Origin of the sequence: Mesorhizobium sp. M7A.F.Ca.US.006.01.1.1 (assembly GCF_003997935.1) — a bacterium.
Taxonomy (GTDB): Bacteria; Pseudomonadota; Alphaproteobacteria; order Rhizobiales; family Rhizobiaceae; genus Mesorhizobium.
This window is the reverse complement of record NZ_RZQL01000022.1, coordinates 22,745-44,037: the sequence shown is the minus strand read 5'-3', so window position 1 is coordinate 44,037 and position 21,293 is coordinate 22,745. Positions and strand designations below refer to the sequence as shown.

Annotated in this window: 26 protein-coding genes, 1 pseudogene and 1 riboswitch; of the genes and pseudogenes, 20 read left to right on the top strand and 7 right to left on the bottom strand. The window is 61.3% G+C overall.

Features of this window, described 5'->3' with window-relative positions; translation table 11 throughout:
* Window positions 1-220: 220 nt before the first annotated feature.
* Complete coding sequence (locus EN943_RS06715) at window positions 221-412, bottom strand: hypothetical protein (protein ID WP_127412002.1); 192 nt, start codon at window positions 410-412, stop codon at window positions 221-223.
* Between the two features lie 202 nt (window positions 413-614).
* Between EN943_RS06715 and EN943_RS06710 the strand changes: the two genes are divergently transcribed.
* Window positions 615-1,043, top strand: a complete 429-nt coding sequence (locus EN943_RS06710) for a DoxX family protein (protein ID WP_127412001.1) — start codon at window positions 615-617, stop codon at window positions 1,041-1,043.
* Between the two features lie 47 nt (window positions 1,044-1,090).
* On the opposite strand, the gene EN943_RS06705 is transcribed toward EN943_RS06710, so the two are convergent.
* Entirely contained in the window at window positions 1,091-1,396 is a 306-nt protein-coding gene (locus EN943_RS06705; protein WP_127398150.1) for a hypothetical protein, read from the bottom strand.
* A 73-nt stretch (window positions 1,397-1,469) separates the two neighbouring features.
* Window positions 1,470-1,739 carry a hypothetical protein gene (locus EN943_RS06700; RefSeq protein WP_127412000.1) on the bottom strand — a complete coding sequence of 90 codons (270 nt, stop codon included), beginning with the start codon at window positions 1,737-1,739 and terminating at the stop codon, window positions 1,470-1,472.
* Between the two features lie 235 nt (window positions 1,740-1,974).
* On the opposite strand from EN943_RS06700, the gene EN943_RS37575 reads away from it, so the two are divergent.
* Window positions 1,975-3,960 carry a hypothetical protein gene (locus EN943_RS37575; RefSeq protein WP_164778101.1) on the top strand — a complete coding sequence of 662 codons (1,986 nt, stop codon included), beginning with the start codon at window positions 1,975-1,977 and terminating at the stop codon, window positions 3,958-3,960.
* Between the two features lie 489 nt (window positions 3,961-4,449).
* Window positions 4,450-5,496, top strand: coding sequence for an EpsG family protein (locus tag EN943_RS06690; RefSeq protein ID WP_127411999.1), 1,047 nt, complete (start codon window positions 4,450-4,452; stop codon window positions 5,494-5,496).
* A gap of 209 nt (window positions 5,497-5,705) precedes the next feature.
* On the opposite strand, the gene EN943_RS06685 is transcribed toward EN943_RS06690, so the two are convergent.
* Window positions 5,706-6,536: a class I SAM-dependent methyltransferase gene (locus EN943_RS06685; protein ID WP_127411998.1), complete on the bottom strand. Its 831-nt coding sequence runs from the start codon at window positions 6,534-6,536 to the stop codon at window positions 5,706-5,708.
* 131 nt (window positions 6,537-6,667) lie between these two features.
* Here EN943_RS06685 and EN943_RS06680 point away from each other — a divergent pair, with 131 nt between their 5' ends.
* From EN943_RS06680 to EN943_RS06655, 6 genes are all read left to right on the top strand, one after another.
* Window positions 6,668-7,378 (top strand): glycosyl hydrolase 108 family protein, encoded by a 711-nt coding sequence (locus EN943_RS06680; protein WP_127411997.1) that lies wholly within the window; start codon window positions 6,668-6,670, stop codon window positions 7,376-7,378.
* Window positions 7,375-7,593, top strand: a complete 219-nt coding sequence (locus EN943_RS06675) for a hypothetical protein (protein WP_027035106.1) — start codon at window positions 7,375-7,377, stop codon at window positions 7,591-7,593. The genes EN943_RS06680 and EN943_RS06675 overlap by 4 nt, the downstream gene beginning before the upstream one ends.
* A 1-nt stretch (window position 7,594) precedes the next feature.
* A complete protein-coding gene (locus EN943_RS06670) occupies window positions 7,595-7,828 on the top strand; it encodes a hypothetical protein (protein ID WP_127411996.1) in 234 nt (77 codons plus the stop codon).
* The gene (locus EN943_RS06665) at window positions 7,813-7,998 is read left to right on the top strand and encodes a hypothetical protein (RefSeq protein ID WP_013530788.1); all 186 of its coding nucleotides are present in this window, start codon (window positions 7,813-7,815) and stop codon (window positions 7,996-7,998) included. Before EN943_RS06670 ends, EN943_RS06665 begins: the two co-directional genes overlap by 16 nt.
* Complete coding sequence (locus EN943_RS06660; RefSeq protein WP_013530789.1) at window positions 7,998-8,321, top strand: hypothetical protein; 324 nt, start codon at window positions 7,998-8,000, stop codon at window positions 8,319-8,321. Before EN943_RS06665 ends, EN943_RS06660 begins: the two co-directional genes overlap by 1 nt.
* Window positions 8,322-8,682: 361 nt before the next feature.
* Window positions 8,683-8,997 carry a hypothetical protein gene (locus tag EN943_RS06655; protein ID WP_127411995.1) on the top strand — a complete coding sequence of 105 codons (315 nt, stop codon included), beginning with the start codon at window positions 8,683-8,685 and terminating at the stop codon, window positions 8,995-8,997.
* 86 nt (window positions 8,998-9,083) lie between these two features.
* Here the strand turns inward: EN943_RS06655 and EN943_RS06650 are convergent.
* A pseudogene (locus tag EN943_RS06650) lies at window positions 9,084-9,792 on the bottom strand (hypothetical protein).
* Between the two features lie 298 nt (window positions 9,793-10,090).
* Between EN943_RS06650 and EN943_RS06645 the strand changes: the two are divergent.
* The 4 genes from EN943_RS06645 to EN943_RS06630 all read left to right on the top strand — a co-directional run bounded on the left by EN943_RS06645 (window position 10,091) and on the right by EN943_RS06630 (window position 13,707).
* The gene (locus tag EN943_RS06645; protein ID WP_127411994.1) at window positions 10,091-11,632 is read left to right on the top strand and encodes a glycosyltransferase family 39 protein; all 1,542 of its coding nucleotides are present in this window, start codon (window positions 10,091-10,093) and stop codon (window positions 11,630-11,632) included.
* 132 nt (window positions 11,633-11,764) lie between these two features.
* Window positions 11,765-12,283, top strand: a complete 519-nt coding sequence (msrA, locus tag EN943_RS06640) for a peptide-methionine (S)-S-oxide reductase MsrA (RefSeq protein ID WP_127411993.1) — start codon at window positions 11,765-11,767, stop codon at window positions 12,281-12,283.
* A gap of 191 nt (window positions 12,284-12,474) precedes the next feature.
* The gene (locus EN943_RS06635) at window positions 12,475-12,567 is read left to right on the top strand and encodes a putative RiPP precursor (protein ID WP_127411992.1); all 93 of its coding nucleotides are present in this window, start codon (window positions 12,475-12,477) and stop codon (window positions 12,565-12,567) included.
* Between the two features lie 108 nt (window positions 12,568-12,675).
* Window positions 12,676-13,707, top strand: a complete 1,032-nt coding sequence (locus EN943_RS06630; protein WP_127411991.1) for a formyltransferase family protein — start codon at window positions 12,676-12,678, stop codon at window positions 13,705-13,707.
* Window positions 13,708-13,753: 46 nt separating this feature from the next.
* Here the strand turns inward: EN943_RS06630 and EN943_RS06625 are convergent, their stop codons facing one another.
* Window positions 13,754-13,987: a hypothetical protein gene (locus EN943_RS06625; protein ID WP_127411990.1), complete on the bottom strand. Its 234-nt coding sequence runs from the start codon at window positions 13,985-13,987 to the stop codon at window positions 13,754-13,756.
* Window positions 13,982-14,095, top strand: a riboswitch (TPP riboswitch). Its footprint overlaps the gene before it by 6 nt.
* On the opposite strand from EN943_RS06625, the gene EN943_RS06620 reads away from it, so the two are divergent.
* The 7 genes from EN943_RS06620 (at window position 14,086) to EN943_RS06585 (ending at window position 19,958) form a co-directional block, all read left to right on the top strand.
* Complete coding sequence (locus tag EN943_RS06620; RefSeq protein WP_127411989.1) at window positions 14,086-14,694, top strand: YkoF family thiamine/hydroxymethylpyrimidine-binding protein; 609 nt, start codon at window positions 14,086-14,088, stop codon at window positions 14,692-14,694. (Overlaps the previous riboswitch by 10 nt.)
* A 95-nt stretch (window positions 14,695-14,789) precedes the next feature.
* Window positions 14,790-15,551 (top strand): ABC transporter permease, encoded by a 762-nt coding sequence (locus tag EN943_RS06615; protein WP_245475619.1) that lies wholly within the window; start codon window positions 14,790-14,792, stop codon window positions 15,549-15,551.
* Window positions 15,548-16,315 carry an ABC transporter ATP-binding protein gene (locus tag EN943_RS06610; protein ID WP_127411988.1) on the top strand — a complete coding sequence of 256 codons (768 nt, stop codon included), beginning with the start codon at window positions 15,548-15,550 and terminating at the stop codon, window positions 16,313-16,315. The genes EN943_RS06615 and EN943_RS06610 overlap by 4 nt, the downstream gene beginning before the upstream one ends.
* Window positions 16,308-17,330, top strand: a complete 1,023-nt coding sequence (locus tag EN943_RS06605) for an ABC transporter substrate-binding protein (protein ID WP_127411987.1) — start codon at window positions 16,308-16,310, stop codon at window positions 17,328-17,330. The genes EN943_RS06610 and EN943_RS06605 overlap by 8 nt, the downstream gene beginning before the upstream one ends.
* Before the next feature lie 171 nt (window positions 17,331-17,501).
* Complete coding sequence (locus tag EN943_RS06600) at window positions 17,502-18,197, top strand: isoprenylcysteine carboxylmethyltransferase family protein (protein WP_127411986.1); 696 nt, start codon at window positions 17,502-17,504, stop codon at window positions 18,195-18,197.
* 669 nt (window positions 18,198-18,866) lie between these two features.
* A complete protein-coding gene (locus tag EN943_RS06590; RefSeq protein WP_127411985.1) occupies window positions 18,867-19,064 on the top strand; it encodes a DUF3309 family protein in 198 nt (65 codons plus the stop codon).
* A 408-nt stretch (window positions 19,065-19,472) separates the two neighbouring features.
* A complete protein-coding gene (locus EN943_RS06585; RefSeq protein ID WP_127411984.1) occupies window positions 19,473-19,958 on the top strand; it encodes a pyridoxamine 5'-phosphate oxidase family protein in 486 nt (161 codons plus the stop codon).
* A gap of 14 nt (window positions 19,959-19,972) precedes the next feature.
* On the opposite strand, the gene EN943_RS06580 is transcribed toward EN943_RS06585, so the two are convergent.
* Window positions 19,973-21,043 (bottom strand): PAS domain-containing sensor histidine kinase, encoded by a 1,071-nt coding sequence (locus EN943_RS06580; RefSeq protein WP_127411983.1) that lies wholly within the window; start codon window positions 21,041-21,043, stop codon window positions 19,973-19,975.
* Window positions 21,044-21,293 lie beyond the last annotated feature (250 nt).

Genomic DNA, 21,293 nt, shown 5'->3' with positions numbered 1-21,293 from the left:
GACCTGGCCAGCGCCGCCGCAGCCGCTGCATTCCAGCGTCGCCGACCCGACGCCACGAGATATCGCCCCAAACCTGACGCTTGTTCGCAAATTTCAGCCCGCCCAAAATCGCTGCACCGGCACGCCGCTGCATTAGCCCCGCCTAACAATATCACTTCTGTGATTACCAACAAGTTTCCATCGCGCGATGCGCCGGCAAGCCGTTCGGGCCGGCGTGCCGTCAGGCCGGCTTCAGCCGCATCGCGGCGAGATACATGAGCGCCGAGGCGGCCTGCCCGCGGTCCCAGCCGGCGGCCTCGACCTTGCGGAGCAGGGCGTCGAGATGCGGAGCCAGCATATCCCTGCATTCCTGTTCATAGGCGGTGCTCATCGCCGGATGCTGCGGTGCGCCGATGGTCAATGCCTTGGCCATGTTCGTTTCCCCCTTTGAGCGAAGCAACACTATACCGTCAGCCGGCAAACCGAAAATCGCCCTTTTGCTGGCGCGGTGCGAGGCTTCGAAGCTGCTTCGACCCGCCGCGAGCGCCCTGTCGAGAAAAATTGGCCTGGCGTGTCGGAGCTGGCGCCCGTCGCACGTCCTAGGAGCGAGCAACCTGCAAAGCTGGAGAACGAGCATGTCGTCGCAAATCATTCAATCGCCGTGGCAGACCGCGGCCCTTCTCATCGCCCGGCTGATCTTCGCCGGCGTCTTCCTGATGGCCGTGACCTTCAAATTCATGGGCATGGCGGCCACCGCCGGCTATATCGCCGCCGCCGGCTTTCCGTTTCCGCTGTTCCTGGCCTGGTGCGCGGCGATCCTGGAAGTCGCGCTGGTGCTGTGCTTCCTGACCGGCGCTTTCTTCTCGCAGGCGGCCCTGGTCGCCGCCGCCTATGTGCTGTTCCTCGCCCTTGCTTTCCACGGACCCAGCCACTGGGCCGGCAACCAGGCCGAGTTCGGCTTCTTCATCGACCATTTCTCGTTCATGGCCGGACTGCTGTTCGCGGCGGTGCACGGTCCGGGCAAGGTGCTTTCGCTCAATTTGGGATGGCCGGGCAGGGCTTGAGGCGAGGCCGGCCTGCACCGCGCGAAGGGACGCGCCGGGCCTGCCCCTCACAGCTGGTCGTTGTAGGGTTCCTTTATCTTGCCGACCATGCGGGCCAGCTTCGAGAAAGAGGGCATGTCCGCCTCCGGCTGGCACTGGTTGGCGAGTTCCAGCAGCCGGATCGGAAAGTTGACGGCGTCGCGGCTGGACGCGGACATGCCTTCGGACCGCTCCTGGTTGGTTTCGCCGGCCTCGGTCTTGCGCAAGGCCAGGTCAATTTCCTCCGCCGTCAGCACCCCCTTTTGAACCAGGAGGCGGTTGATCGAGGCGACGGCCATCAACAGGCCTTCGAGTTGCAGGTTGGCGACATTCATGGCGATTGCTCCCGTGGCTGGGGTTGAAACGCGCGAGCGGCATTTCCGCTCCAGAAAGGCTGCGGGCGAACGCCTATTCCTGCGTCAGCCGTTCGCCATATTCGCGCCACAGCGCCTTGACTTCCAGGGAGCCGAGGCTGCTGATCGAAACATCCCCACAGCTGATGGCGACGGCGCTGATGTCGTATTGGGGGTAAGCGTTGGCGACGAAACGGATGGCTTCGCCCAGCGAACGCACGTGGATGACTGGATCGGCCTGACCCTGGCCGGTGCTGCGCACGCCGGAAACCGTGGCCGGTGCATGCCGCATCCTGAACACGGATGCCATGGCTGGTCTGTCCATCGTCCTCTCCCACAAGGCCGTGCGACGGGAATCATTCCATGAGCTTCGACGAATGATTTCACACCTGCCGGCTTATGACCAGCCGCCGGTAAAAGCAGGGTTTTACGCGCTTGCCAGCGTCGCTAAGAGTGGGAGTTCCGGCCGGCCTAGGAATTTTTTCTCAGAAAAGGGTTGACGGGGTGAGTGCAGCTATGCCTTCCAGACGCTGAACCCTGTTATCGGAACCGATGACATTGTGCTGTCGTTCTACCAGTCCGATGACACCGTCGGCGATATCCAGGCGGCCGCGCAAGGCATCATCGACCAGGCCCAGGCGGCGGCGGATGTGGCGACGGGCGCCATGACAACCGTGCTCGATCCGCAATTCGCGACCAAGGCGACGGCGGAGGCATTTTCGCCGGCGGTTGCGCCCGATTACGTCAGGACTGCCGGCTATTCGCAAGTCGGTGACGGTCAGGCTCTCTACAAGAAGAACGGCACCACGTTGGCTGGCGGGGGCGGTCTGGCGATCACGTTGCAAGGTGGAGCAAGAGCCGGCTTCGACATCGTCTACGCGCCGAGGTCGAGGGAGATCAACATTCGCGCGGCGGGCGCCGACACGGCAGCCGGCAACAACAGGACCGCGATCGTCAACGCCATTGCTGCCGCCGGGCAGGGCAGGCTGGTCATCCCGGCTGGCACATTTTCGCTAGCCGGCAATATCGACATTCCGCAGGGGCTGACGGTCGAGTTTGACGACAAGGCGCTTCTACAGCGCACCGAGGACGTCACGCACCTATTCAACCTGAAGGGCGACAACCGTATCATCGCGCCGAGGGTCAACGGCGCCTGGAATCATGTCGCGGCTGCGAACGGCTTCGGTGTCTTCAACATCAGCGGCATTTCAGGCGTCACGATCGAGCATGGCACGCTCACCGGCACGCAAGGCGACCACTACCGCATTGCCGATTCCAACTGGGTCTACATCGACGACGCCAGGGGCGACACGGCGCGCAACATCGTCACCATCAACGACGATGTCTCCGGCACAAGTCACGTCTTTGTCCGTCGTGCTCGCGTGAGCGCCTATTTGAACGGCTTCGATGCGGAGAGCGACGACGACTGGCCGGTGAGCGATATCGAGGTGGATATCGACTGGACGCAGTTGGGCGGCGTTCAGCTTGGCGCGGCCGTTGCCTTCACCCGCAGCGCTGCGCCCGCAGGATCGGTGTTGAAGTACAAACGCCTTCGCATCAGTGCCAGGTCCAGGGATGGCCTTTATGGTCTGGTGCTGCGAGGGGCCAAGGATATCGAAGTGCGCAGCCTGGTGACGGAAGGCGTGCAGCAAGGCATTCGCGCCGGCACCGGTCATCATATCGAAGATCTTCGCCTGCTGTCGTTCGACATCCAGGCGACGCATCAGGGGATCTATATCGAAACCCCAGCCGGGCAACAGATCTCGCGCGGCGTCAGGATTGGCGCCGGCCGCATCTTTGGGTTCACCCAGGCCAATGCCTATGGCGTCTTCAGCGCCGCCGATGAAACCATTGTGTCGGCCGACACGCTTGTCGACATGGGCGGCGCGGCGGCGTCCATTGGCGTTCGATTGAACGGCGACATGTCGCAAACCCATGCAGGCATCGCGGATGCGCGATCGTCCTATGTCGCCCTGTCGACACTATCGGGCGAACGGCAGAGAGCGACGGGTGGCCTTTTCAAGCCGACCACCGGCAGCGTCGTCAACGATGTGAAAATCAGCGGATCCTCGCCAAATGTCGAGGTGCGGGACAACATCTACTCCGGCACGGCGACGGGCAAGCCAACCGATGACGGATCGCACATGGCGCTGATTGAAGGAAACCGGGGCGGCGATCTTTTCAAGGGCTATAAATCGACGCCGGACGCAACGCCCGTTCTTATGGTCTTCGAAGCCGGAAACAGCTTTGTTCCGATCAGGCCCGGGCAAGGCGCGAAGTTCACCGTCGATGTCGCCGCCCGGCGCACGGATGGTTCATCGTCGACCAGCGCCGGCTATGTGTTCGCCGGCGTGATCCGCAACACAGGCGGTACCCTGGCAGTCGAAGGTGCGATCACCAAAACGGTGATCGGCGAATATGCAAGCGACGCCGCATCGCTCGACGCGTCGGTCGCCGCTGGGGCTTCCGGAATTGAGGTGACCGTTACCGGCGTCGCGGCAAAGACCTATGGCTGGAACGCCGTTGTGCGGCTTCAGGAGGTTTGATGCTGCCGAGAGGCCCGACGCGGCCTGTGCCGCCCCAACCGCCGCTGATACCGTCTGACGACTGACCCTCAGGCCCAAGCGTGCGGGCGCCTGTCTGGCGACGACCGCCAACATTGCGCTCTCCGGTCTTCAGGGCCATCGAGGGAGTGGTGGCGAACGTGGGTGACCGCGTCCTAGTCAAGAGCTAGGCCGACAAGGCGCAGAACGGCATCTATACGGCGGGCGAAGGGCTATGGCGGCGCCCCTGCAAGCTCGGCTGGAGCATATCTGGACCCCAGTGATGTTGTGACTGTAAATTCAAATTCCGCTGGCACAAGCAAGACTTTGATGCACGCAATCTGTCGGATCGAGACCGCCGATTAGGGCGGTGACGCATCTCGCTGTCACCACGAACAAGGGCCATACCCACCGAGGTCGCGTGGCCCTTGCCGTCAGTTTTACTTGGCGAGCATCAGCACTTTGCATTTCACATGACAACAACGAATCTATATGGCACGTCTTGTTGAGAATCAAAGAGGCATCCGAATGCGGCCTTTTCGCCGACCCTGGTTCCCAACCTTGCTCTTTCTGGCCCCGGTGCTCTTCTTCGCGGCTTCTCAAACAGACTACGCGAACTATGCCTCGTATGCTTTGGAAGGTGATATCGTCGCCTACTCGAGAGATTTCGCATATGCGACAAGGGCAACTTTCTTAGTCTATATGACGGCTGTAGCGCATGAGCCTGTGTTCATAGCCATGCATTGGATTTATGCCAATCTGGGATTTTCGATCTCTGATAGCATGCTAGCCAACAGCATGATCATGATCTCAGCCTACTATTTTTACTCGGTCAGGCAAAGCGATAGTCTTATCCTTGGTGTCGTGTCGACTCTCTGCCTGATCATGCTGCCATGGTTTGAACAGTTGGGTCAAAACACGTTGCGGCAGGGCTTTTCGCTCATCTTCATTCTGGCATTCTTCCTCGCGTTGAATGGCGGCAAGAGGTATTGGGCGATTTTATTTGCCACCTTGGCAATAGGTAGCCACTATAGCGCTGTTCTGTTTATTTCAGTATATGCCTTAGCGGATTTCGTTCCGCGTTCAGAAAAGCTGATCGTTGGTGTGGTTGCAATTATTTTCGCCGGATACATTACAAATTCTATATCTGGCTTATCAAGTATAATAATAACTCCTATTTTGTCGAGTGCAGGAATATATAACAAGTACTCAACTGATATGTTTTTGAACTATCAGGTTGGGTTTAAGGTCTTATTTTTTGTATACTCTCTAATTCAATGCGTAGCATGTGTATTTCTGATCAAGAATGCCGCAAAGAAGTCGGATGAGCGCTTAGGAAAATTTTGTATCCTCATGACCGTCATATATATGTTGGCGAGCGGTCTACCCTACTACAATCGGGTCGCCATGATGCCGATGCTTTTGCTTCCGGTGGTGCTCGTGACGCTGTATGCGCGCCTAATTGCTCCGCGCCGTCTTTATCGGCACACCAATTCGCGAACTGAAACTCACTCGTCCAGTCGCTGGCAAGGAGCGTGACTCATTTCCACGGCTTGCTTATGGTTCACTCCCGCCACCTGCTTTGGATTTTCCTTGATCACCGAATGGCATCTGGTTCAGGAGGTTTGAACGGCAGATAGTCCCGGCCGCAGTCGTTTAATATGTGCTAGAAGTGAATCGTTGCCATCGCAGCGCTATTCGCAAAGAGCTGCCGGCCTAATTTGCGCCGTAAGCGAAGAAGGCGAGGCTCATCGGCGTCTTGTGCCCCACGCATAGGCCCGTGTGTCTGATGCCACGAGCCGACGCATACCATACTGCCCTTGCTTCTCGATCTGCTCTATCGCTTTCACGACGCCGTCAAACTGCCCTGGTGTGACATCGTCGAAAACGATCACGTCTCCCGCTTGTTGCAGCTCAGAAACCGCCCGATATTCGAGTAAGACATTTTTCGTTGTGTGCTGCGCATCGATGAAGGCGAAATGGATTCTGTTCACTCCGACTTTCGGCAATTGGACAAGGGAATCGCCCTGAAGAAACACCATCCGATCTGACAAAGACTGCCACGGTTGGAGGAGTTCCGCGCGCGACTTGCGCCCGTCGTGATCATCGATGCAGTTCCAGTAGAACCGATGGTTATGCGACAGCACGTCCAGAGTGATGACGTGGCCGGCAGCGCCAGCGTCGTCCAAAGCCTTTGCCATACAGAGTGATGAGAAACCGCGCGCTGTGCCGGTCTCGACAATGGTGGTGAACGGTCGCGGGTTACTCGCAAGCTCGCGTCGTAAAAGGCTGTAGAGCACTCGGCCGTGCGGGTAAGCCAAGGTGCTCTTCTTGATGGTGATCTGCGTATGCAGGGCCAGATTGTCGAGCCATTCGCGGTCGATAGCGAAGCCGGTGTCGGCCTCCAGCCGGTCAATCTCCGGATACTCTACTCGCCGCGCTATCTCGAAAAGCCGCAAGTATTCTTCCTTGGAAGCTCGAATGCGGGAGCCAAGCGGGTCGTTGTTCCATCGTCGGTCTATCGCTGCCGCTAGACGCTCGAAGGCAAAACGTTGGACCGCGCCGACGTAGTTTCTCATCCCAGCACCCCCGAAGCATGACCGTTCTACAGCCGCAAACCGATTCGCGGCAAGGCGATCAAGCCGGACAACGCCAACCAAATCCAAACCCGAAACTGAACAACTGCCCGGAAGGGCGGAAAGGAAACACCATGGACCGCAACTTCGCGCGGGCGCTTGCGCTTGTTCTCAAATCGGAAGGCGGGTGGTCGGACAATCCGGCTGATCCCGGCGGCGCCACCATGAAGGGCGTGACGCTTGCCAGCTTCCGCCGCTATGTGAAGGCCGACGCGACAAAGGCGGATCTGCGCGCGATCAGCGACGCGCAGCTCGCCACCGTCTATCGCCGCTTCTACTGGGATGCTGTGCTCGGCGCCGAATTGCCCGATGGCGTCGACCATGCGGTGTTCGATTTCGCCGTCAACAGCGGGCCTGGCCGGGCAGTCAAATATTTGCAGGCGGCCGTCGGCGTTGCGCAGGACGGGCGGATCGGACCGGTCACCGTCGCGGCGGCCAAGGCAAAGCCGGCCGGTGTGACCATCGATGCGCTTTGCGATGCGCGGCTGGCGTTCTTCAAGCGGTTGCCGACATGGGCGACATTCGGGCGCGGCTGGTCGGATCGGGTCAGGTCGGTGCGGGTTCAGGCCCTGCTGATGTCGGCGCAGCGCCCGGCGGCACCGGTGACCGCGGCGCCGCCGCTCAGGGTCGAAACATTGGCCAATGGGGCGTCGTCGATCCAGCCCGTGCCGCCGGCGCCTGGCGGCAAGGCGGCTGCCGCGGCCGGCATCCTCGTTCTCATGGCCGGAGCGCTCGCGGCCTTCCGGCATCAGGTCGCCGATTTTTTGGGGAGCCTGTTTCGATGAGATGGTTCAACACCAATGCGCTGCACAATCTCCTCAACACGCTGATCGCCATCATCTGCGGCGGCGCACTCGCCGGCTTCGACTGGACGCTGCTCGGGGTGAGCGACCGCACCGCGCTTCAGATCAGCGGCGCCATAGCCCTTGCCAAGATCATCATCAACGCGGTGCGTGACGGGCCGCGCGGCATGGTCGCGCCGCCGGCCAAGGAGACATGAGATGGGAACACTCACCCTCGCGCTGCTTGGCCAGGCCTGGCCGTATCTTCTGGCAATGGGCGCCGCGCTTGCCGGTATCTGGACAGCTTATGCCAAGGGCAAGGCCAGCCAGAAGGCCAGGCAGGATGCCGCCGACGCCGCGGCGCGCACCGAAGCCCAGAAGATCGACGATGCCGTCGCCGGCCGGGCGCCGGACGACAACAGGGGGAGGCTGGCCAGATGGTCAAAATCATAGCGCTCTCGCTCCTGCTGGCCGGCTGCACCACATCAGGCGGATCGTTCTGCGCGGCCGGGCATCCCATCCGGCCGACAAGGGCAGAGGCGGCGGCCCTTTCCGACGCGTCGGTAGCGGCGATCCTGGCTCACAACGAAAAGGGCCAGAAACTTTGCGGCTGGAGGCCATGATGAACGATCTTTTCGACCTGCTCGGCATCAAGGGACCGGTCGTGGCGGCGGGTCTCGCCGGCGGCGTTCTGCGCGCTCTGTCGCGGCATCGCTACAAGCTGCGCGAAATGGTGGCCTCGCCGATCTGCGGTGCGCTTGCGGCGGCATATCTGACGCTGCCGGCGGTTTCCTACGCCAGGATCGCCGGCCTGCCGATGCCCGATCCCGCCGACGACACCACCACGCTGGCGGCCGCCTTCCTGATCGGCGTCTGCGCCATGTGGATTTCGGACGTGCTGTTCGAGTTTGTGGTGCGGAGATTCAAGCCGGGGGTGGAGGAGTAGCTGTTGGCACCGCGTCGCCTGTTGGCTACTGCCAGACGGAATTACCGAGGCGGGCGACCTGGCGCGGCGCTGCTCTCATTTACAGGAACGACCGCTGCCCGCTTCGGCTCACGCCGGGGCGGGCTTTTTGTATTTCCGATCGGCCATTGCTGAACGGCATTCGAGCTGACCGGTCTCGTCATCGCCTGTTGTCACAAGCAAGTTAATCATGTCGGTTATGCATAATGATTATTGTTAATTTTTGATGGACGCGCCGATAATACATAAAGACTTGAGCGGATTAATTGTTCATATATTGTTAAGCAAGAGGTAGACCACAGAAGACGGAAGCCATCTCCATCATCAAACGGGAGTAGCTTTCGTGAACAAGTTCACTGTTATTTTCGCCGCTGTCGCAGTTGCATCGTCCGTTGGAGCCGCCGAAGCGGGTTGTGGGTGCGGAGGTTCGGGCGGCTGGGGAGGCAATTCGGGCAGCCTGATCAATGTTTCGCCGCCCATCGACCTTGGCAAGATCACCGCGCTGAACGACGTGCTCAGCGGCAACAACATCCTGAGCGGCAATGTCGTCTCAGGCATTCTGAACGGTAACAAGACCAACATCGTCGGTGGCGTTCTGAGCGGGCTCGGCGTCAACCTGCTGGGCGGCAACAGCTACAGGCTGGGCAAGCGCCACTAAGTCCGGCGCTGCATCGAACCGTCGAAGACAACCCTAAATAGCCCGTTCCGGTTCGCCGGGCGGGCTATTTTCGCATGTCGGGCCGATCAAGCGAGGAGGTTGACCGCGCGTGCCGCGACCAGCGCGATGGTCAGCAGCGAGATCATGGCCTCGGCCATCATCAGCAGCTTGGCGCGCTGGGAAAGGGGCAAGGTATCGGTGGGCGAAAATGCGGTCGCATTGGTGAAGGCGAGGAAGAAGTAATTCGACGAAGCCGGGCAGCCAATCTCGGAGTTCACGGTCGTTCAACGTCATCTGCGCGAACAGGAAGTCGGCCTGTGCGAGCTTGACGAGACCGCAGGTCGGCGGGCCGCCGCGATCGGTGCTCCAGAACCACAAGGCAAAGACGATGACGTTGGTGACCCAGATGTTGAGTGCGTCGATCAGCAGCGTCGTACCGCTGTTGCCGGCATGGCCCTCCAGCAAGGCACGCACCAGCAGGACCAGCGAACCGCAATTCATGATGCTGATGATGGCGGTCATGGTCAGGGCTGTTCTGCGGATCATGACCCGAAACTGGCCGATCGCATGCCACTCGTGGTCCTCGACCGCCTTCCGGGTGGCGGCCTGTGTCCAGGCGGTGGCCACGGACAAGGGCACCAGCAGGGCGGCCTCCAGCGCGGGCGCCAGCCAGCGCGGCCCGAATGAGAGATTGTTGATGACCAGAAGCTGCAGGCAGATGATGACGAGAACGGCTGCGCGGGCCATCCAGAAATCGAGCGCACGGTAGTGAATGACGGCATGGTGGTGGCGCATTTTTCAAATCCTGGATGCTTTTTTGGGACGGGAACCGCTCAGGCTTAGGCGACGCCTGCCGCAATCCGGCCCAATGCGCCATGCCCGGCATGTTCAGGGTGCTGCGGGATGGCGTGTTCCATTGTTGTCTTGCTGGCATGTGATGACGGGAGAGGCGGCATGGTGGCGCGAAACTCTGCCTCAATCTTGGTTTTGCCGTGGTCGCCCAAGTATACATTTTCGTAAGCTTCGAGTTCTGGGCTGTTCGAAAAACCGTCCGATGTGATTTATCCACCGCATGACGCGAATCGACGAACCCATGAACGGTTGGCTGCCGGTCGGCAGTTCTGTTCCAGGCGACTGGCAGTCGTCGATCTGGCCGGGGCTGACGCGCTATCCAGAAGCCGGCTTGGCGCTTTTATGCCTGGCGCAGATCCTGTGCTGGACCGTGGTGCCGGCGCTTGTCGATGCCGCCCCGCCCGGCGATGTCGTCGAGAGCTTCATGTGGGGCCGCGAATGGGTGCTTTTGACCTACAAGCATCCGCAGCTTCCCGGCTGGCTGCTCGAGATCAGCCATCTTCTGACCGGATCGTTCCGCTGGCCGCAATATCTGCTCGCCCAGCTTGTCGTCTCGGCGACCTTCGTCTTCGTCTACCTGCTGGGCCGCGACATGCTCGGGAGAACCCGCGCGCTGGCCGCCGTGCTTTTGATGCCGTCATTGTATTTCTTCGGCTGGCCGACACCGCAGTTCAATCATGACTACGCGCAGATGCCCTTCTGGGCCGCCATCTGCTGGCTGTTGTGGCGTGCAGGCCGTGGCGGTGGGCCGGGCTGGTGGCTGGCGCTCGGACTGGTGTCGGGCGTCGGGCTCTACGCCAAGTTTTCCACCGGGCTGCTGTTGCTTTTCGGGACGGTCTGGCTGTTGTCGGACGCACGGGCACGCAATCGGCTCGCCACGCCCTGGCCCTGGCTTGGGCTCGCGGTTTTCCTCGCCGTCGCCGCGCCGCTGGCCGTCCAGCTCTACCGCATCAATTTCCTGCCGCTGACTTATGTCGCCGGCCGCGATCAGTGGGTGCTGGCCCATCGCTCCCGCTTATATTATATCGGCGTCCAGATGGCCGGACTCTGCGGCTTTCTTCTTGTGCTGGCGATATCAGGGCTGCTGCGGCGCTCGCTCCCGCCGCAAAAGCCCGTCGGGCGCGGCACGCTGGTCTATCTCTTGTGGATGGGGGTTGGCCCGGCGGTCCTCGTCATGGTGGCGTCGCTGTTCACCGGCGCAGGCGAGGCCTGGGGCGCGCCGATGTACAATCTTGCCGGCGTTGTGGCGCTCGCCTTGCTGGGTCATCGGCTCGGCGCCGTCGAGATGCGACGGCTGGCGATCTGCGCGTTCGTCTGCATCATCGGCATGTCCGGTGCCTATGCGGGCATCCGCTGGACGAGTTGCAATTTGCGTGGGCGCATGGACGCCGTGTGCTGGCCGGCGCGGCAGATTTCAGACGAAGCCGAGGCCGTCTGGCACGCGGCGGTGCCCGGTCGGCTCGACATCGTCGGCGGCGATACTCGTATCGCGTTGCTGGCGGGCCTCAACGCCTATGACAAGCCGTCGATCTTCACCGACCTCGACATGCGGCTCGCCCCCTGGATCACCAGCCAGCGGCTGCGCGATCACGGCATGCTCCTGGTCTGGCCCGGGAGCGGCGTGCCACCTCGGCTGCTGGCGTGGCTGGGCAACATCCCGGTCAAGACCGTTCTTTTCGACTGGTCGCTCAGGGCGCCACCCGTGGCGATCAGCTTTGCCGCCATTCCGCCCGGCGTAAAGCAGCCGGGTTTGATCGACAGCCTCGCTCAAACGAGCAACTGAAGCAGATACGCCGGTCCGCTGGACGAAGCAGGTGATAATGCCCATTTATGGCGAGACCAACTTGCTTTCACGCAATTCCGGACGGAAAACCGCTACACACTTTTCCTGGAATTGCTTTTGAGGAGACGTGACATGGCGACTTCGACCGAACGTGCAGTCCTTGCCGGCGGCTGTTTCTGGGGCATGCAGGATTTGATACGGCGCTATCCCGGCGTCATCTCCACCCGTGTCGGCTACAGCGGCGGCGACGTACCCAACGCCACCTACCGCAACCATGGCAGCCATGCAGAAGCCATCGAGATCAATTTCGATCCGGCCGTCATAAGCTATCGCACGCTGCTGGAACGCTTTTTCCAGATCCACGATCCGACGACCCGCAACCGCCAGGGCAATGATGTCGGGATGAGCTATCGCTCGGCGATCTACTACACCAGCGACGAACAGAAGCGCGTCGCCGAGGACACCATCGCCGATGTCGTTGCCTCGGGCCTGTGGCCGGGCAAGGTCGTCACCGAAGTCGCACCCGTTGGCCCCTTCTGGGAAGCCGAGCCTGAGCATCAGGACTATCTGGTGAAATATCCCAACGGCTACACCTGCCATTTCGTCAGGCCGGGCTGGAAGCTGCCGGTCCGCGAAAAGGCGGTTTCGTAGAGTTTGCAGGATCGGGGCCAAAGCTCCGACCCCCACCTTCTCCCGGCTGGTTCCTATACGCCGCGGTCGTGCGCGCCTTCGGCGACTTTCCGCGGCATGCGCATGCCGGTAGCCAAATGCCGGGGCGTGCTTGACAGCTTGACGCATCGCTGGCCAACTACCGAGGTTGATTTGATCTCAGGAGGTGGGCCGTGAAAAGAATCTACGAAAAACCATTGCTGGTGAAACGCGAGCGGCTTTCGGCTGTTACTGCCGAAGGATCGCTTTCAGTCAAGCCGGGCTGACAGGCTTAGGTTAGACCCGATTGATCTGCTCCGATGGGTTCATGAGGTCGGCTTGGATTGCCGATTGCAGATGGCATTGAGGGAGCCCCTGTTTCCGCCGGTCGAAAGATGAAGTCGATTGACCCCGTTGGTAACGCGGGACCGATCGGTGCCGTTTTCATGTTGGACATTTCTGTCTATACCGGGCCGCTGCTTGCCGGCTGGGTGGAGGCCGGGCACCGTATAGACGTTATCGTCGTGCCTGGCTTCCGACGACAGCCCAAGGGCTTCAGCATCGGCAACTTCCGGCGAAGGCTCAAACGCAGGCGGCTGCTCAGGCGCTACCTCGGCAACGCCCGGGTGGAGCTGATTGAATTTGGCCGGCCCTACGACTGGGACGCGCTTGGCCGGCAATTGTCCAAAGCTGCCGCCGATGTGCTGATCAGCTACGCTTTCCCCACCCTGATCCCACAGGACTTGCTTGGCAGCTTTCCCAAGGGTGGGCTCAATCTTCACCCTGCGCTGCTGCCCAACTATCGTGGGCCTCATCCGATCCACCGCCTGGCAGTGGACGGCCTGCATGCCATTCATGGCGGCGTGACGCTGCACAGGATGTCCGCTGGTTTCGATCATGGCGACATTCTTGGACAAGTGCCGTTTTCCAAAGCCGACTGGACGTCGAAGCAGACCCTGATCGACAGTACGGCAACAGCAATGCGAATGCTGGTGAGCGAGGCGGCGCCGGACTATTGCAGAGGTATCCTCCTGGGGGTGCCGCAGCCAGCCGGTGATTTCGTCTGGGCGCGGCTCCAGCCTGCCCATATGATGATCTCGCAAGCGATGTCGATCGAGCATGTCGCGAGATTGTGGCAGGTGCTGGGGCTGCTTCCCGGCATCTATATCGAGATGGCAGGGCGTAAAGTCAGGTTGGGGTTCCAAGTCAGAAAATTAGGTCTTCCCACGGGGCAGGCGCCGGTCAGGCGATGGGGGATGGCGGATTTCGATCTGGCCGACGGCAGGGTCTTGCATCTCACCTACAGCCGGGTTCTCAAGCGGCTGGTCAATGCAAAGCGAGCCATTACGCGCGCGCCGGCCGGAAAAACAGCTCCCGAAATGCGGCTCTTCGGCAAAGTTGGCGCGATGGACGACCGACAAAGATAAAGCCGCCAAACAGACGCCATGCGGCTTTGTCTGTGTCGGCAACAACTCACTTGCCGCAAGTGTTGTCGCTTGCGGCCGTCGCGTTGCCATTGGCATCGGTCTGCGCGCGCTGCGGGTTGGTCGGGCAATTCTGATCCGCATTGGAGTTCATGTCGCCCACCGTGCTGGTCGTGCTGTTGGTTGTTCCGGTTTCAAGTCCAGCCTTGGCGCAACGTTTTTGGCGCAGTGCGCTGAAAAAACGGCTTTCACTTCTCCAGGAATGATGCTTTAACCCGCCCATCCACAGGGGTGCTCCGTACGGTCGGGGCTGAGACGGGGGCGGCAAGCCCACAGACCCTAGAAGCTGATCTGGGTAATACCAGCGGAGCGAGGCGGGCGATGTTTTCAGGTGCACAGATTTCCCTATATCCCATGACCGACGAGTTCGTCGGTGTCATCCTTGGCGCGCTCGGTGCGCTCGATCCCTGGCGCGACAAGCTCAGGATCGAGACCGACGACATCTCGACCTTGCTGGTCGGGCCGCCCGAAGTGCTGTTTCCTGCCATGCGCGACCTCTTCGTGGCGGCGGCACGCAGCGGCAAACATTGCGTGTTGTCGGCCACCATCTCGCGCGGCTGCCCTGGCGAGCCGGACGATCCGATCTGCCGCTCCGATGCACTTGGCGGGCCTGTCGGGCCACTCGGCCCGCGCAAGGATGCGGCCATCGCGGCGGTGCGCAATGCCGCGGCCACCGGCCAGCCGGCGGCGGCGCAGTTCTCGCTCTATGTGATGGGCACCGACGACCACATGGACGAGATCTACGGCTGCATAGACTTTCTCAAGCAGTCCGGCGTCTATGAGCGCTCGAAGCATTTCTGCACGAAATTGCGTGGTGATGCCGGTGCGATCTTTTCGGCGCTGGACGAGGCTTTCTGCCGCTTCGGACCGGGTGCCGGCCACGTAACCCTCGACGTCACGGTCTCGGCCAACAGCCCGTCGGCTGTCTGAGCCAGCCGCGCTTTTCGCGCGGCCGTCAAAGGTTATCTCCTGTGATCTCATCATCAGTCGCTTCGCGCCCGATCGCGAGCTTTCTTGTCAAGGCGATGCCGGCCATGATTTCGGTCGGGCTGCTCCTGCTGGCGTGGGAGCTTTATGCCACCTATTCCGGCATCAAGCCGACGACATTGCCCGCACCTTCGCGCGTCTTCGAGCAAGCGATGCTCAATCGCGAGGCGCTGGCCGACAACGCCATTCCGACCATCGGCGCCACGCTGCTTGGCTTTGCCTGTTCGCTCAGCGCCGCTTTCGTGCTGTCGATGCTGGTCGACTTTTTCCAGCCGCTGCGGCGTGCGCTGTTTCCCGTCTTCATCGTCAGCCAGACCTTGCCGCTGGTGGCGATCGCGCCGCTGGTGGTGCTGTGGTTCGGCTTCGGGCTGGCGCCCAAGATCATGCTGGTGGCGCTGGTTACCTTCTTCCCGATGCTGGTTGCATTGGTCGAGGGTTATGAGTCGACCGAGGCTGAGATCGGGCAAATGCTCCGCGCCATGGGGGCAGGGCGCTGGCGCATCTTCCTGCTGGCGCGGCTGCCTTCGGCGCTGCCTTACTTCTTTGCTGGGTTGAGGATCTCCATCACCTATGCCGTGGTCGGCGCCATATTCGCCGAATATGCCGGCGCCGCGAAGGGGCTGGGCATCTACATGCTCAACGCCAAGAACAATTTCCGCCCTGATCTGGTTCTTGCCGCCGTCGGTGTCAGCGCGGCGCTGACTCTTATTCTGTTTGGGTTGACTGTACTGGTGCAGCGCCATGCCATGCCTTGGGAGCGGGCCGGCAAGAAAACCGAGGGGAAAGGGCCGCGGCGATGAGCCGGCTCGAGCTGCGTCATGTCCGCAAGGCGTTCGGTGGGCTCAACGTGCTGGCCGATATTTCGCTCAGTGTCGGCGCCGGTGAGTTCGTCTCGATCCTTGGGCCCTCGGGCGCCGGCAAGTCGACGCTCTTCCAGCTTCTGACCGGCGCCGAGCATGGCGAGGGCGAGATGTTGTTCGACGGCGCGCCGCTCGACGACCACGACAGGCATTTCGCCTTCATGCCGCAGCGTGACGCGCTGATGCCGTGGCGGCGCATTCTCGACAACACGACGCTCGGGCTCGAAGTGCAAGGCATGAGGAGACAGGCGGCGCGGGCTCGCGTTGCGCCGTTATTTGCCGAATTCGGGCTTGCCGGCTTCGAGCGGCATTTTCCCGCGCAGCTGTCCGGCGGCATGCGCCAGCGCGCGGCCTTGCTGCGCACGGTGGTGCAGCAGCGCGACATGCTTTTGCTCGACGAGCCGTTCGGCGCGCTCGATGCACTGACCCGCACCGCCATGCAGCGCTGGCTCGAACAGATGTGGCGGCACCACCGCTGGACGGCGCTCTTGATCACCCATGACGTGCGCGAAGCCGTGTTCCTGTCCGACCGCATCTATGTGCTGTCGGCGCGCCCGGCCCGCATCGTGCATGAAATCAAGGTGCCGTTGCCGCGCCCGCGCAGCCTTGGCGGCGATGCCGCGCGGCAGGCAAGCGCGCTCGAGGCCGAAATCCTCGACATCATCCTCAACCCCAATCCATCCAAAGGACACGACCATGACTGACTTGACGCGCCGACAGGCCTTGTTGCTGACCCTTGCCACCGGCCTTCCGCTCGTTGCCGGAGCAAGGCGAGCCAAAGCACAATCGGCGGCACAAAAGGTCACCGTCGCCCTCGACTGGACGGTCAACACCAACCACATCGGACTGTTCGTCGCCCGCGACAAAGGGTTTTATCGCGAGGCCGGGCTCGAGGTCGACATCCTGCCCTACAGCGATACCGGTGCGGGCACGCTGGTTGCAAACCGCGTCGCCGATTTCGGCATCAACGGCACCATCAGCCTATTCACCCAGAAAACCGCCGGGGCGGATCTGAAGGGCGTCTATGCGGTGGTACAGTCCGAAACCGGCCGCGTGGTCTTCAATGCGGCACGCAACGAGATCAAAAGCCCGAGAAGCCTCGACGGCTTGATCTATGGCGGCTTCGGCAGTGCCTGGGAAAACGCGCTGATATCGACCATCATCCGCCACGACGGCGGCAAGGGCAATTTCGAGACGGTGACGCTCGGCACCTCGGCCTATGAGGCGCTGGCCAATGGGTCGGTCGATTTCACGCTTGAAGTCTCGACCTGGGAGGGTGTCGAAGCCGCGCTCAAGGGCGTCCAACAACGCAGCTTCGTCTATGCCGATTACGGCGTGCCTGACGAGCACACGACACTGATCTCTTCGAGCGAAGCCTATCTCCAGGCCAATCCCAAGCCTGCGGCCGCCTTCGTCCAGGCGACGCGACGCGGCTACCAGTTCGCTGTCGACCACCCCAACGATGCGGCAGCCCTACTGATCGCTGCAAACAAGGATGCCTTGACCAATCCGGCGCTGATCCACGCCTCGCTGAAGGCATTGATCGACGTCCATTATCTACGCAGCCAAAGCGGCGCCATCGGGACGATGGATCCGGCCAAGATGGAAGCGATCGGCGATTATCTCTTCGCCTCCGGCATTTTGCGCGATTCCGATGGCAAGCTGGTTGCTCAACGCCCGGATTTCGGGAGCTATTTCCGCAACGACTATCTGAGCTAGCCTGGCAAAACCAAATGACATGGGTCGCCAGTCTTTCTGGGCGACCGCGTGAAGCAGGTCGTCTGGAAGTGGCGCCCTGGCTCCCGACAGCCAGTTTAATGCCGATCTGATCGTGTTGATTAACTGCCCGGCAATGGTTGCGTGCAAAGGTCGCCCTGAGGGATCATTGGGGTGTCTGCATTGCTCATATCAAAAAGCGAGGCGCTTTCGCACGTCAGTGACGGCAGGATTCTGTCCGCAGCCCGAAAGCGCGAAATCCTGGTGGATTTGCGGGAAGGTTTCTTTCGGATCTGCGCGTTGGCCTTCGCGGGCATGTTCGTCTACCGCGGCGTATATCACCTGATGCTCGACCCGACGCGCATCAATGTGGCCCTGGTGGCGATTTCCGAGATTCTGACCTTTACCTGGCTGCTTCTGTCGCGGCGGCCGACAGTTCGCGACTGGAACCCGCTCACCGTGGTTGTCTCCGTGATCGCCAGCTTCGGTGTCGGCTTCATCGATCTGGAACCGGGCGTGGCCATCATCCCCGTCTACATTGCGGCGCCGCTGCAGGCCCTGGCCTTGGGATTCGTGATCTGGGGAAAGATATCCCTGGGACGTTCGTTCGCCATTCTGCCGGGCAATCGCGGCGTGATGACCGGCGGTGCCTACCGCCTGGTGCGGCATCCGATTTATGCCGGCTATCTTGCCGGCCATGTCCTGTTTCTGCTGTCGGCCTTTTCCTTCTACAATCTCGCCGTCTACGCCGTGATCACCTTCTTCCAGGTGCATCGCATCCTGCGCGAAGAGGCGCTGCTGGCCGCCACGCCGGAATACCGGGACTACATGAAGCGCGTCCATTACAGGCTGTTCTACGGGATCGTCTGACAAAGGGCGCTGGGCAGAATCGCTCGGCCTGCAATCACGCCGGCACCTTTCACGTGGTTTGCCGCCCATCGGCGCCAACGTCGGAGGGTCTGGCGGCGTTACTGCCGGCCTCGGCGCCAATGTCGGCGGGACGAGCGGCATCGCGTTGGCGTCGGTGGCGGAACCAATCCGAGCAATCCAGGCAATCCCGGTACACCGGGCAACCCGGGTAATCCCGGAACGCCGGGACATCCGGGCCTGCCCGGTGTCGTCGCCGACATGTCGGACGGCCAGGTGGCGCGGATGAAGAAGCGCTGCGTCGATGTTCTTGGCAGTTCCGGGGTTTATGACCGCGACCTGCGTCAGCTTTGCCTGCTTATTGCACGTCGCTGACACCAGGAGTGCCGGGATCGGAAGTGCCGAACCAGCCGCGAGGCTTGACCGCACTCTCCTGGCCCCCGGCCGGTCGGAAAGCCCGCCGTGGCCTGGCGGGCTTTCTGCGGCATTGAGTTCTCAGGTTCCAAGTTCTGTCGTTTCGTCGCCATCTGGCAGGCCGTTTTCATTTGCCGGCGAAATCTCTTTCGCGCGCGAAGTTGCGCGGAACGGCAGGGCCTTTGGAGCGCTCGTCTTTGGATATCGCATGCTGCGATGTTCAACCCATTGCCTCAGCGCTTATGGAATCTGGAAGCCATGAGCCTTGGAACCATACTGATCATCATTCTTGTCATTGCGCTGCTTGGCGGCTTCAGCGGCCTCGGTGTCGGTCCATTCCACGGTACCGGCTATTATGGCGGCGGCGGCCTTGGGCTCGTGCTGCTCATCATCATCGTGCTTGGGCGTATCCAGCGGCGCTGCCCGATCATCGCAGGGACGATCGCAATCTCGTGACCGCCTGAATGTCGGCGTGCACCGGATTGTGATGCGGGCAAGCCGGCTTGTGATCCTACGCTCTGCAAAACTTTCGTATGGTCATTGCGGTCCACCCCCCCGTGGAAACAAGAGGAGAGGGTCCCACCCCTTGTCCTCCTCCAAGGCCCGCTCCGGTTCACCGTAGCGGGCTTTTGCTTGCTGGCGAGCGGAACCGGCTTGCGTCGACACCGTTGAGTTGTGGAAGGCTGCCAATGCCCCTGACGCTCCGGACAATCCTCTGTGGAATTCGCGATGATCTTCACGTCTTGCGGCGGCGGCTCACGGTCATGTTGAGGCCATCCAGGGAATCGATGCGCTGATTGGGTCGCGGAAGCGGAGGTCATCGGCCGCATCGGCCGCGCTGGGTGAACAGAAAGAAGGACCGGAATGAACGTCAAGGAGATGACGCGGCTGGACTGCGTAGCCCTGTTGAAGACGCAACGCCTTGGCCGCCTGGCCTGCGTGCGCGAGCACAGGCCCTATGTGGTGCCGATCCATTTCGCCTTCGGCGACGACTCCATCTTCGGGTTTTCGCTTCCTGGCAAGAAGGTCGAGTGGATGCAAGCCAATCCCCACGTCTGTCTTCAGGTGGATGACGTTGGTGGCATGAATGGCTGGAGGAGCGTCGTCGTTGACGGCCATTTCGAGGAATTGCCCAAAGGACCGGACCTGGACGGCAGCATCGCCGGCGTCGAAAGAATGACTGCTCCCGTCGACAGTGATCGCAAATTTGCTTGGTCGCTTCTGGCAATGCACGCGAACTGGTGGGAGCCGGGCGCCCGGAAACCAGGCGATGCCGCGACAATTTCGGGCAGCCATCTCTTCTATCGGATCAGGATCGAAGCGATATCCGGAAGGCAGGCATCGTGGTAATCGTGGTAGTGGTTTTACGCCGCCCGCGGCACGCGTGAGGTGAACGTCGCCCGGGTTACCGACACGCTGGTGCCGTCAGTGTCGCTGATAACTTCCACCTTGGCCTCCAGCTGTTTCACCAACGCTTCCACGATGGCTGTTCCAAGTCCGGTAGCTGGTACGTCGTTGGCGATTTTGCCGACGCCATTGTCCGAAACCGTCAGTTTCCAGTCGCTGCCCGCGGTCTCGTAGCTCACCTGGATGCGAGCGCCGGCTCTCTCCTTGGGGAAGGCATATTTGATGGCGTTGAGCACGAGTTCGGTGACGATCAGGCCGAGACTGACGGCCCTTTGCGAATCCATCCTGCCGCCTTCGGCCATTACGGTGACCGTGATCGGCTGGGCTTCGCCGACCATCGACGAGGCGAGGCTGCTGCACAATTTGGGTAGGTAAGAGCCGACATCGATCTCGTCGACGCCGGCGGAGGTGTGGAGATGGCGTTGCACCTCGGCTACGGACAGAACGCGCTGATGGGCGTCCTTGAGATGCTGGCGCGTCTCTTCCGACGTCACCGAGCGTGCCTTCAGCAACAGGATCGAGGCAATGATCTGCAGGCTGTTGGCAACCCGATGCTCCATCTCGCGCAGCAGGACGTCTTTCTGCCGAAGCAGGTCTTCGGTGCGACCGAGCAGTTCTTCCTTCTCCCGCTCGATGATACGACGGGCCGTTATGTCATTGAAGGCGAGAAGGATGGTGATGGCCGAACTGTGGTCGTAAAGCACCTTGCGGGCATTGAGCAGCATGGTGCGACGGCCGATCCGCGGGAAATCATGTTCGACCTCGAAATCGTCCATGGCGGTCTTCTCGGGAATGATCGTCTCCAGCAGCAGGCGAAGTGCCGGAATATCCCACTGACCGTCGCCGAGCGCGTAAAGCAGCGAGCCTTGGGTCTGCTGCGGGTCGACTTCGAATGTGTTGTAGAAGGAGCGGCTGGCCGCCAGCACGCGAAACTGCTCGTCGAGGACCAGAAACGGCTCGGTGATCGTATTAACGATCGCCTGCGCCAGCGTCTGCGCGTCTTCGATATTCACGATGGGTTGAAACATGGGCACAAGCCGGACGAGCGGCGTTTTGCCTCTCCAGCCATCGACACTATACCCTTGTCCAGGTGTTGTCGCGAATTGAATTCGCGGGCTCGACGATGTGATGTCTCACGTCGCGCTAAAAAAGGCGAGTGTCTGGCCCGCCTTCATCCGGCTGTTCTATTCGAGCATGCGCTCAAATCGTGCTGCGTCAGTTCGCGCCGCCGAGCTGCTTGGTCATCTTGCAGAAATTATCATGTGACCCGGCGCCAAC

Excerpts from the sequence above, each read along its gene's own strand:
- EN943_RS06715 (WP_127412002.1), bottom strand. The coding sequence starts at position 412 with ATGGCCAAGGCATTGACCATCGGCGCACCGCAGCATCCGGCGATGAGC.
- EN943_RS06710 (WP_127412001.1), top strand. The coding sequence starts at position 615 with ATGTCGTCGCAAATCATTCAATCGCCGTGGCAGACCGCGGCCCTTCTC.
- EN943_RS06705 (WP_127398150.1), bottom strand. The coding sequence starts at position 1,396 with ATGAATGTCGCCAACCTGCAACTCGAAGGCCTGTTGATGGCCGTCGCC.
- EN943_RS06700 (WP_127412000.1), bottom strand. The coding sequence starts at position 1,739 with ATGGACAGACCAGCCATGGCATCCGTGTTCAGGATGCGGCATGCACCG.
- EN943_RS06690 (WP_127411999.1), top strand. The coding sequence starts at position 4,450 with ATGGCACGTCTTGTTGAGAATCAAAGAGGCATCCGAATGCGGCCTTTT.
- EN943_RS06685 (WP_127411998.1), bottom strand. The coding sequence starts at position 6,536 with ATGAGAAACTACGTCGGCGCGGTCCAACGTTTTGCCTTCGAGCGTCTA.
- EN943_RS06680 (WP_127411997.1), top strand. The coding sequence starts at position 6,668 with ATGGACCGCAACTTCGCGCGGGCGCTTGCGCTTGTTCTCAAATCGGAA.
- EN943_RS06675 (WP_027035106.1), top strand. The coding sequence starts at position 7,375 with ATGAGATGGTTCAACACCAATGCGCTGCACAATCTCCTCAACACGCTG.
- EN943_RS06670 (WP_127411996.1), top strand. The coding sequence starts at position 7,595 with ATGGGAACACTCACCCTCGCGCTGCTTGGCCAGGCCTGGCCGTATCTT.
- EN943_RS06665 (WP_013530788.1), top strand. The coding sequence starts at position 7,813 with ATGGTCAAAATCATAGCGCTCTCGCTCCTGCTGGCCGGCTGCACCACA.
- EN943_RS06660 (WP_013530789.1), top strand. The coding sequence starts at position 7,998 with ATGAACGATCTTTTCGACCTGCTCGGCATCAAGGGACCGGTCGTGGCG.
- EN943_RS06645 (WP_127411994.1), top strand. The coding sequence starts at position 10,091 with ATGAACGGTTGGCTGCCGGTCGGCAGTTCTGTTCCAGGCGACTGGCAG.
- msrA (WP_127411993.1), top strand. The coding sequence starts at position 11,765 with ATGGCGACTTCGACCGAACGTGCAGTCCTTGCCGGCGGCTGTTTCTGG.
- EN943_RS06630 (WP_127411991.1), top strand. The coding sequence starts at position 12,676 with ATGAAGTCGATTGACCCCGTTGGTAACGCGGGACCGATCGGTGCCGTT.
- EN943_RS06625 (WP_127411990.1), bottom strand. The coding sequence starts at position 13,987 with ATGGGCGGGTTAAAGCATCATTCCTGGAGAAGTGAAAGCCGTTTTTTC.
- EN943_RS06620 (WP_127411989.1), top strand. The coding sequence starts at position 14,086 with ATGTTTTCAGGTGCACAGATTTCCCTATATCCCATGACCGACGAGTTC.
- EN943_RS06615 (WP_245475619.1), top strand. The coding sequence starts at position 14,790 with ATGCCGGCCATGATTTCGGTCGGGCTGCTCCTGCTGGCGTGGGAGCTT.
- EN943_RS06610 (WP_127411988.1), top strand. The coding sequence starts at position 15,548 with ATGAGCCGGCTCGAGCTGCGTCATGTCCGCAAGGCGTTCGGTGGGCTC.
- EN943_RS06605 (WP_127411987.1), top strand. The coding sequence starts at position 16,308 with ATGACTGACTTGACGCGCCGACAGGCCTTGTTGCTGACCCTTGCCACC.
- EN943_RS06590 (WP_127411985.1), top strand. The coding sequence starts at position 18,867 with ATGAGCCTTGGAACCATACTGATCATCATTCTTGTCATTGCGCTGCTT.
- EN943_RS06585 (WP_127411984.1), top strand. The coding sequence starts at position 19,473 with ATGAACGTCAAGGAGATGACGCGGCTGGACTGCGTAGCCCTGTTGAAG.
- EN943_RS06580 (WP_127411983.1), bottom strand. The coding sequence starts at position 21,043 with ATGTTTCAACCCATCGTGAATATCGAAGACGCGCAGACGCTGGCGCAG.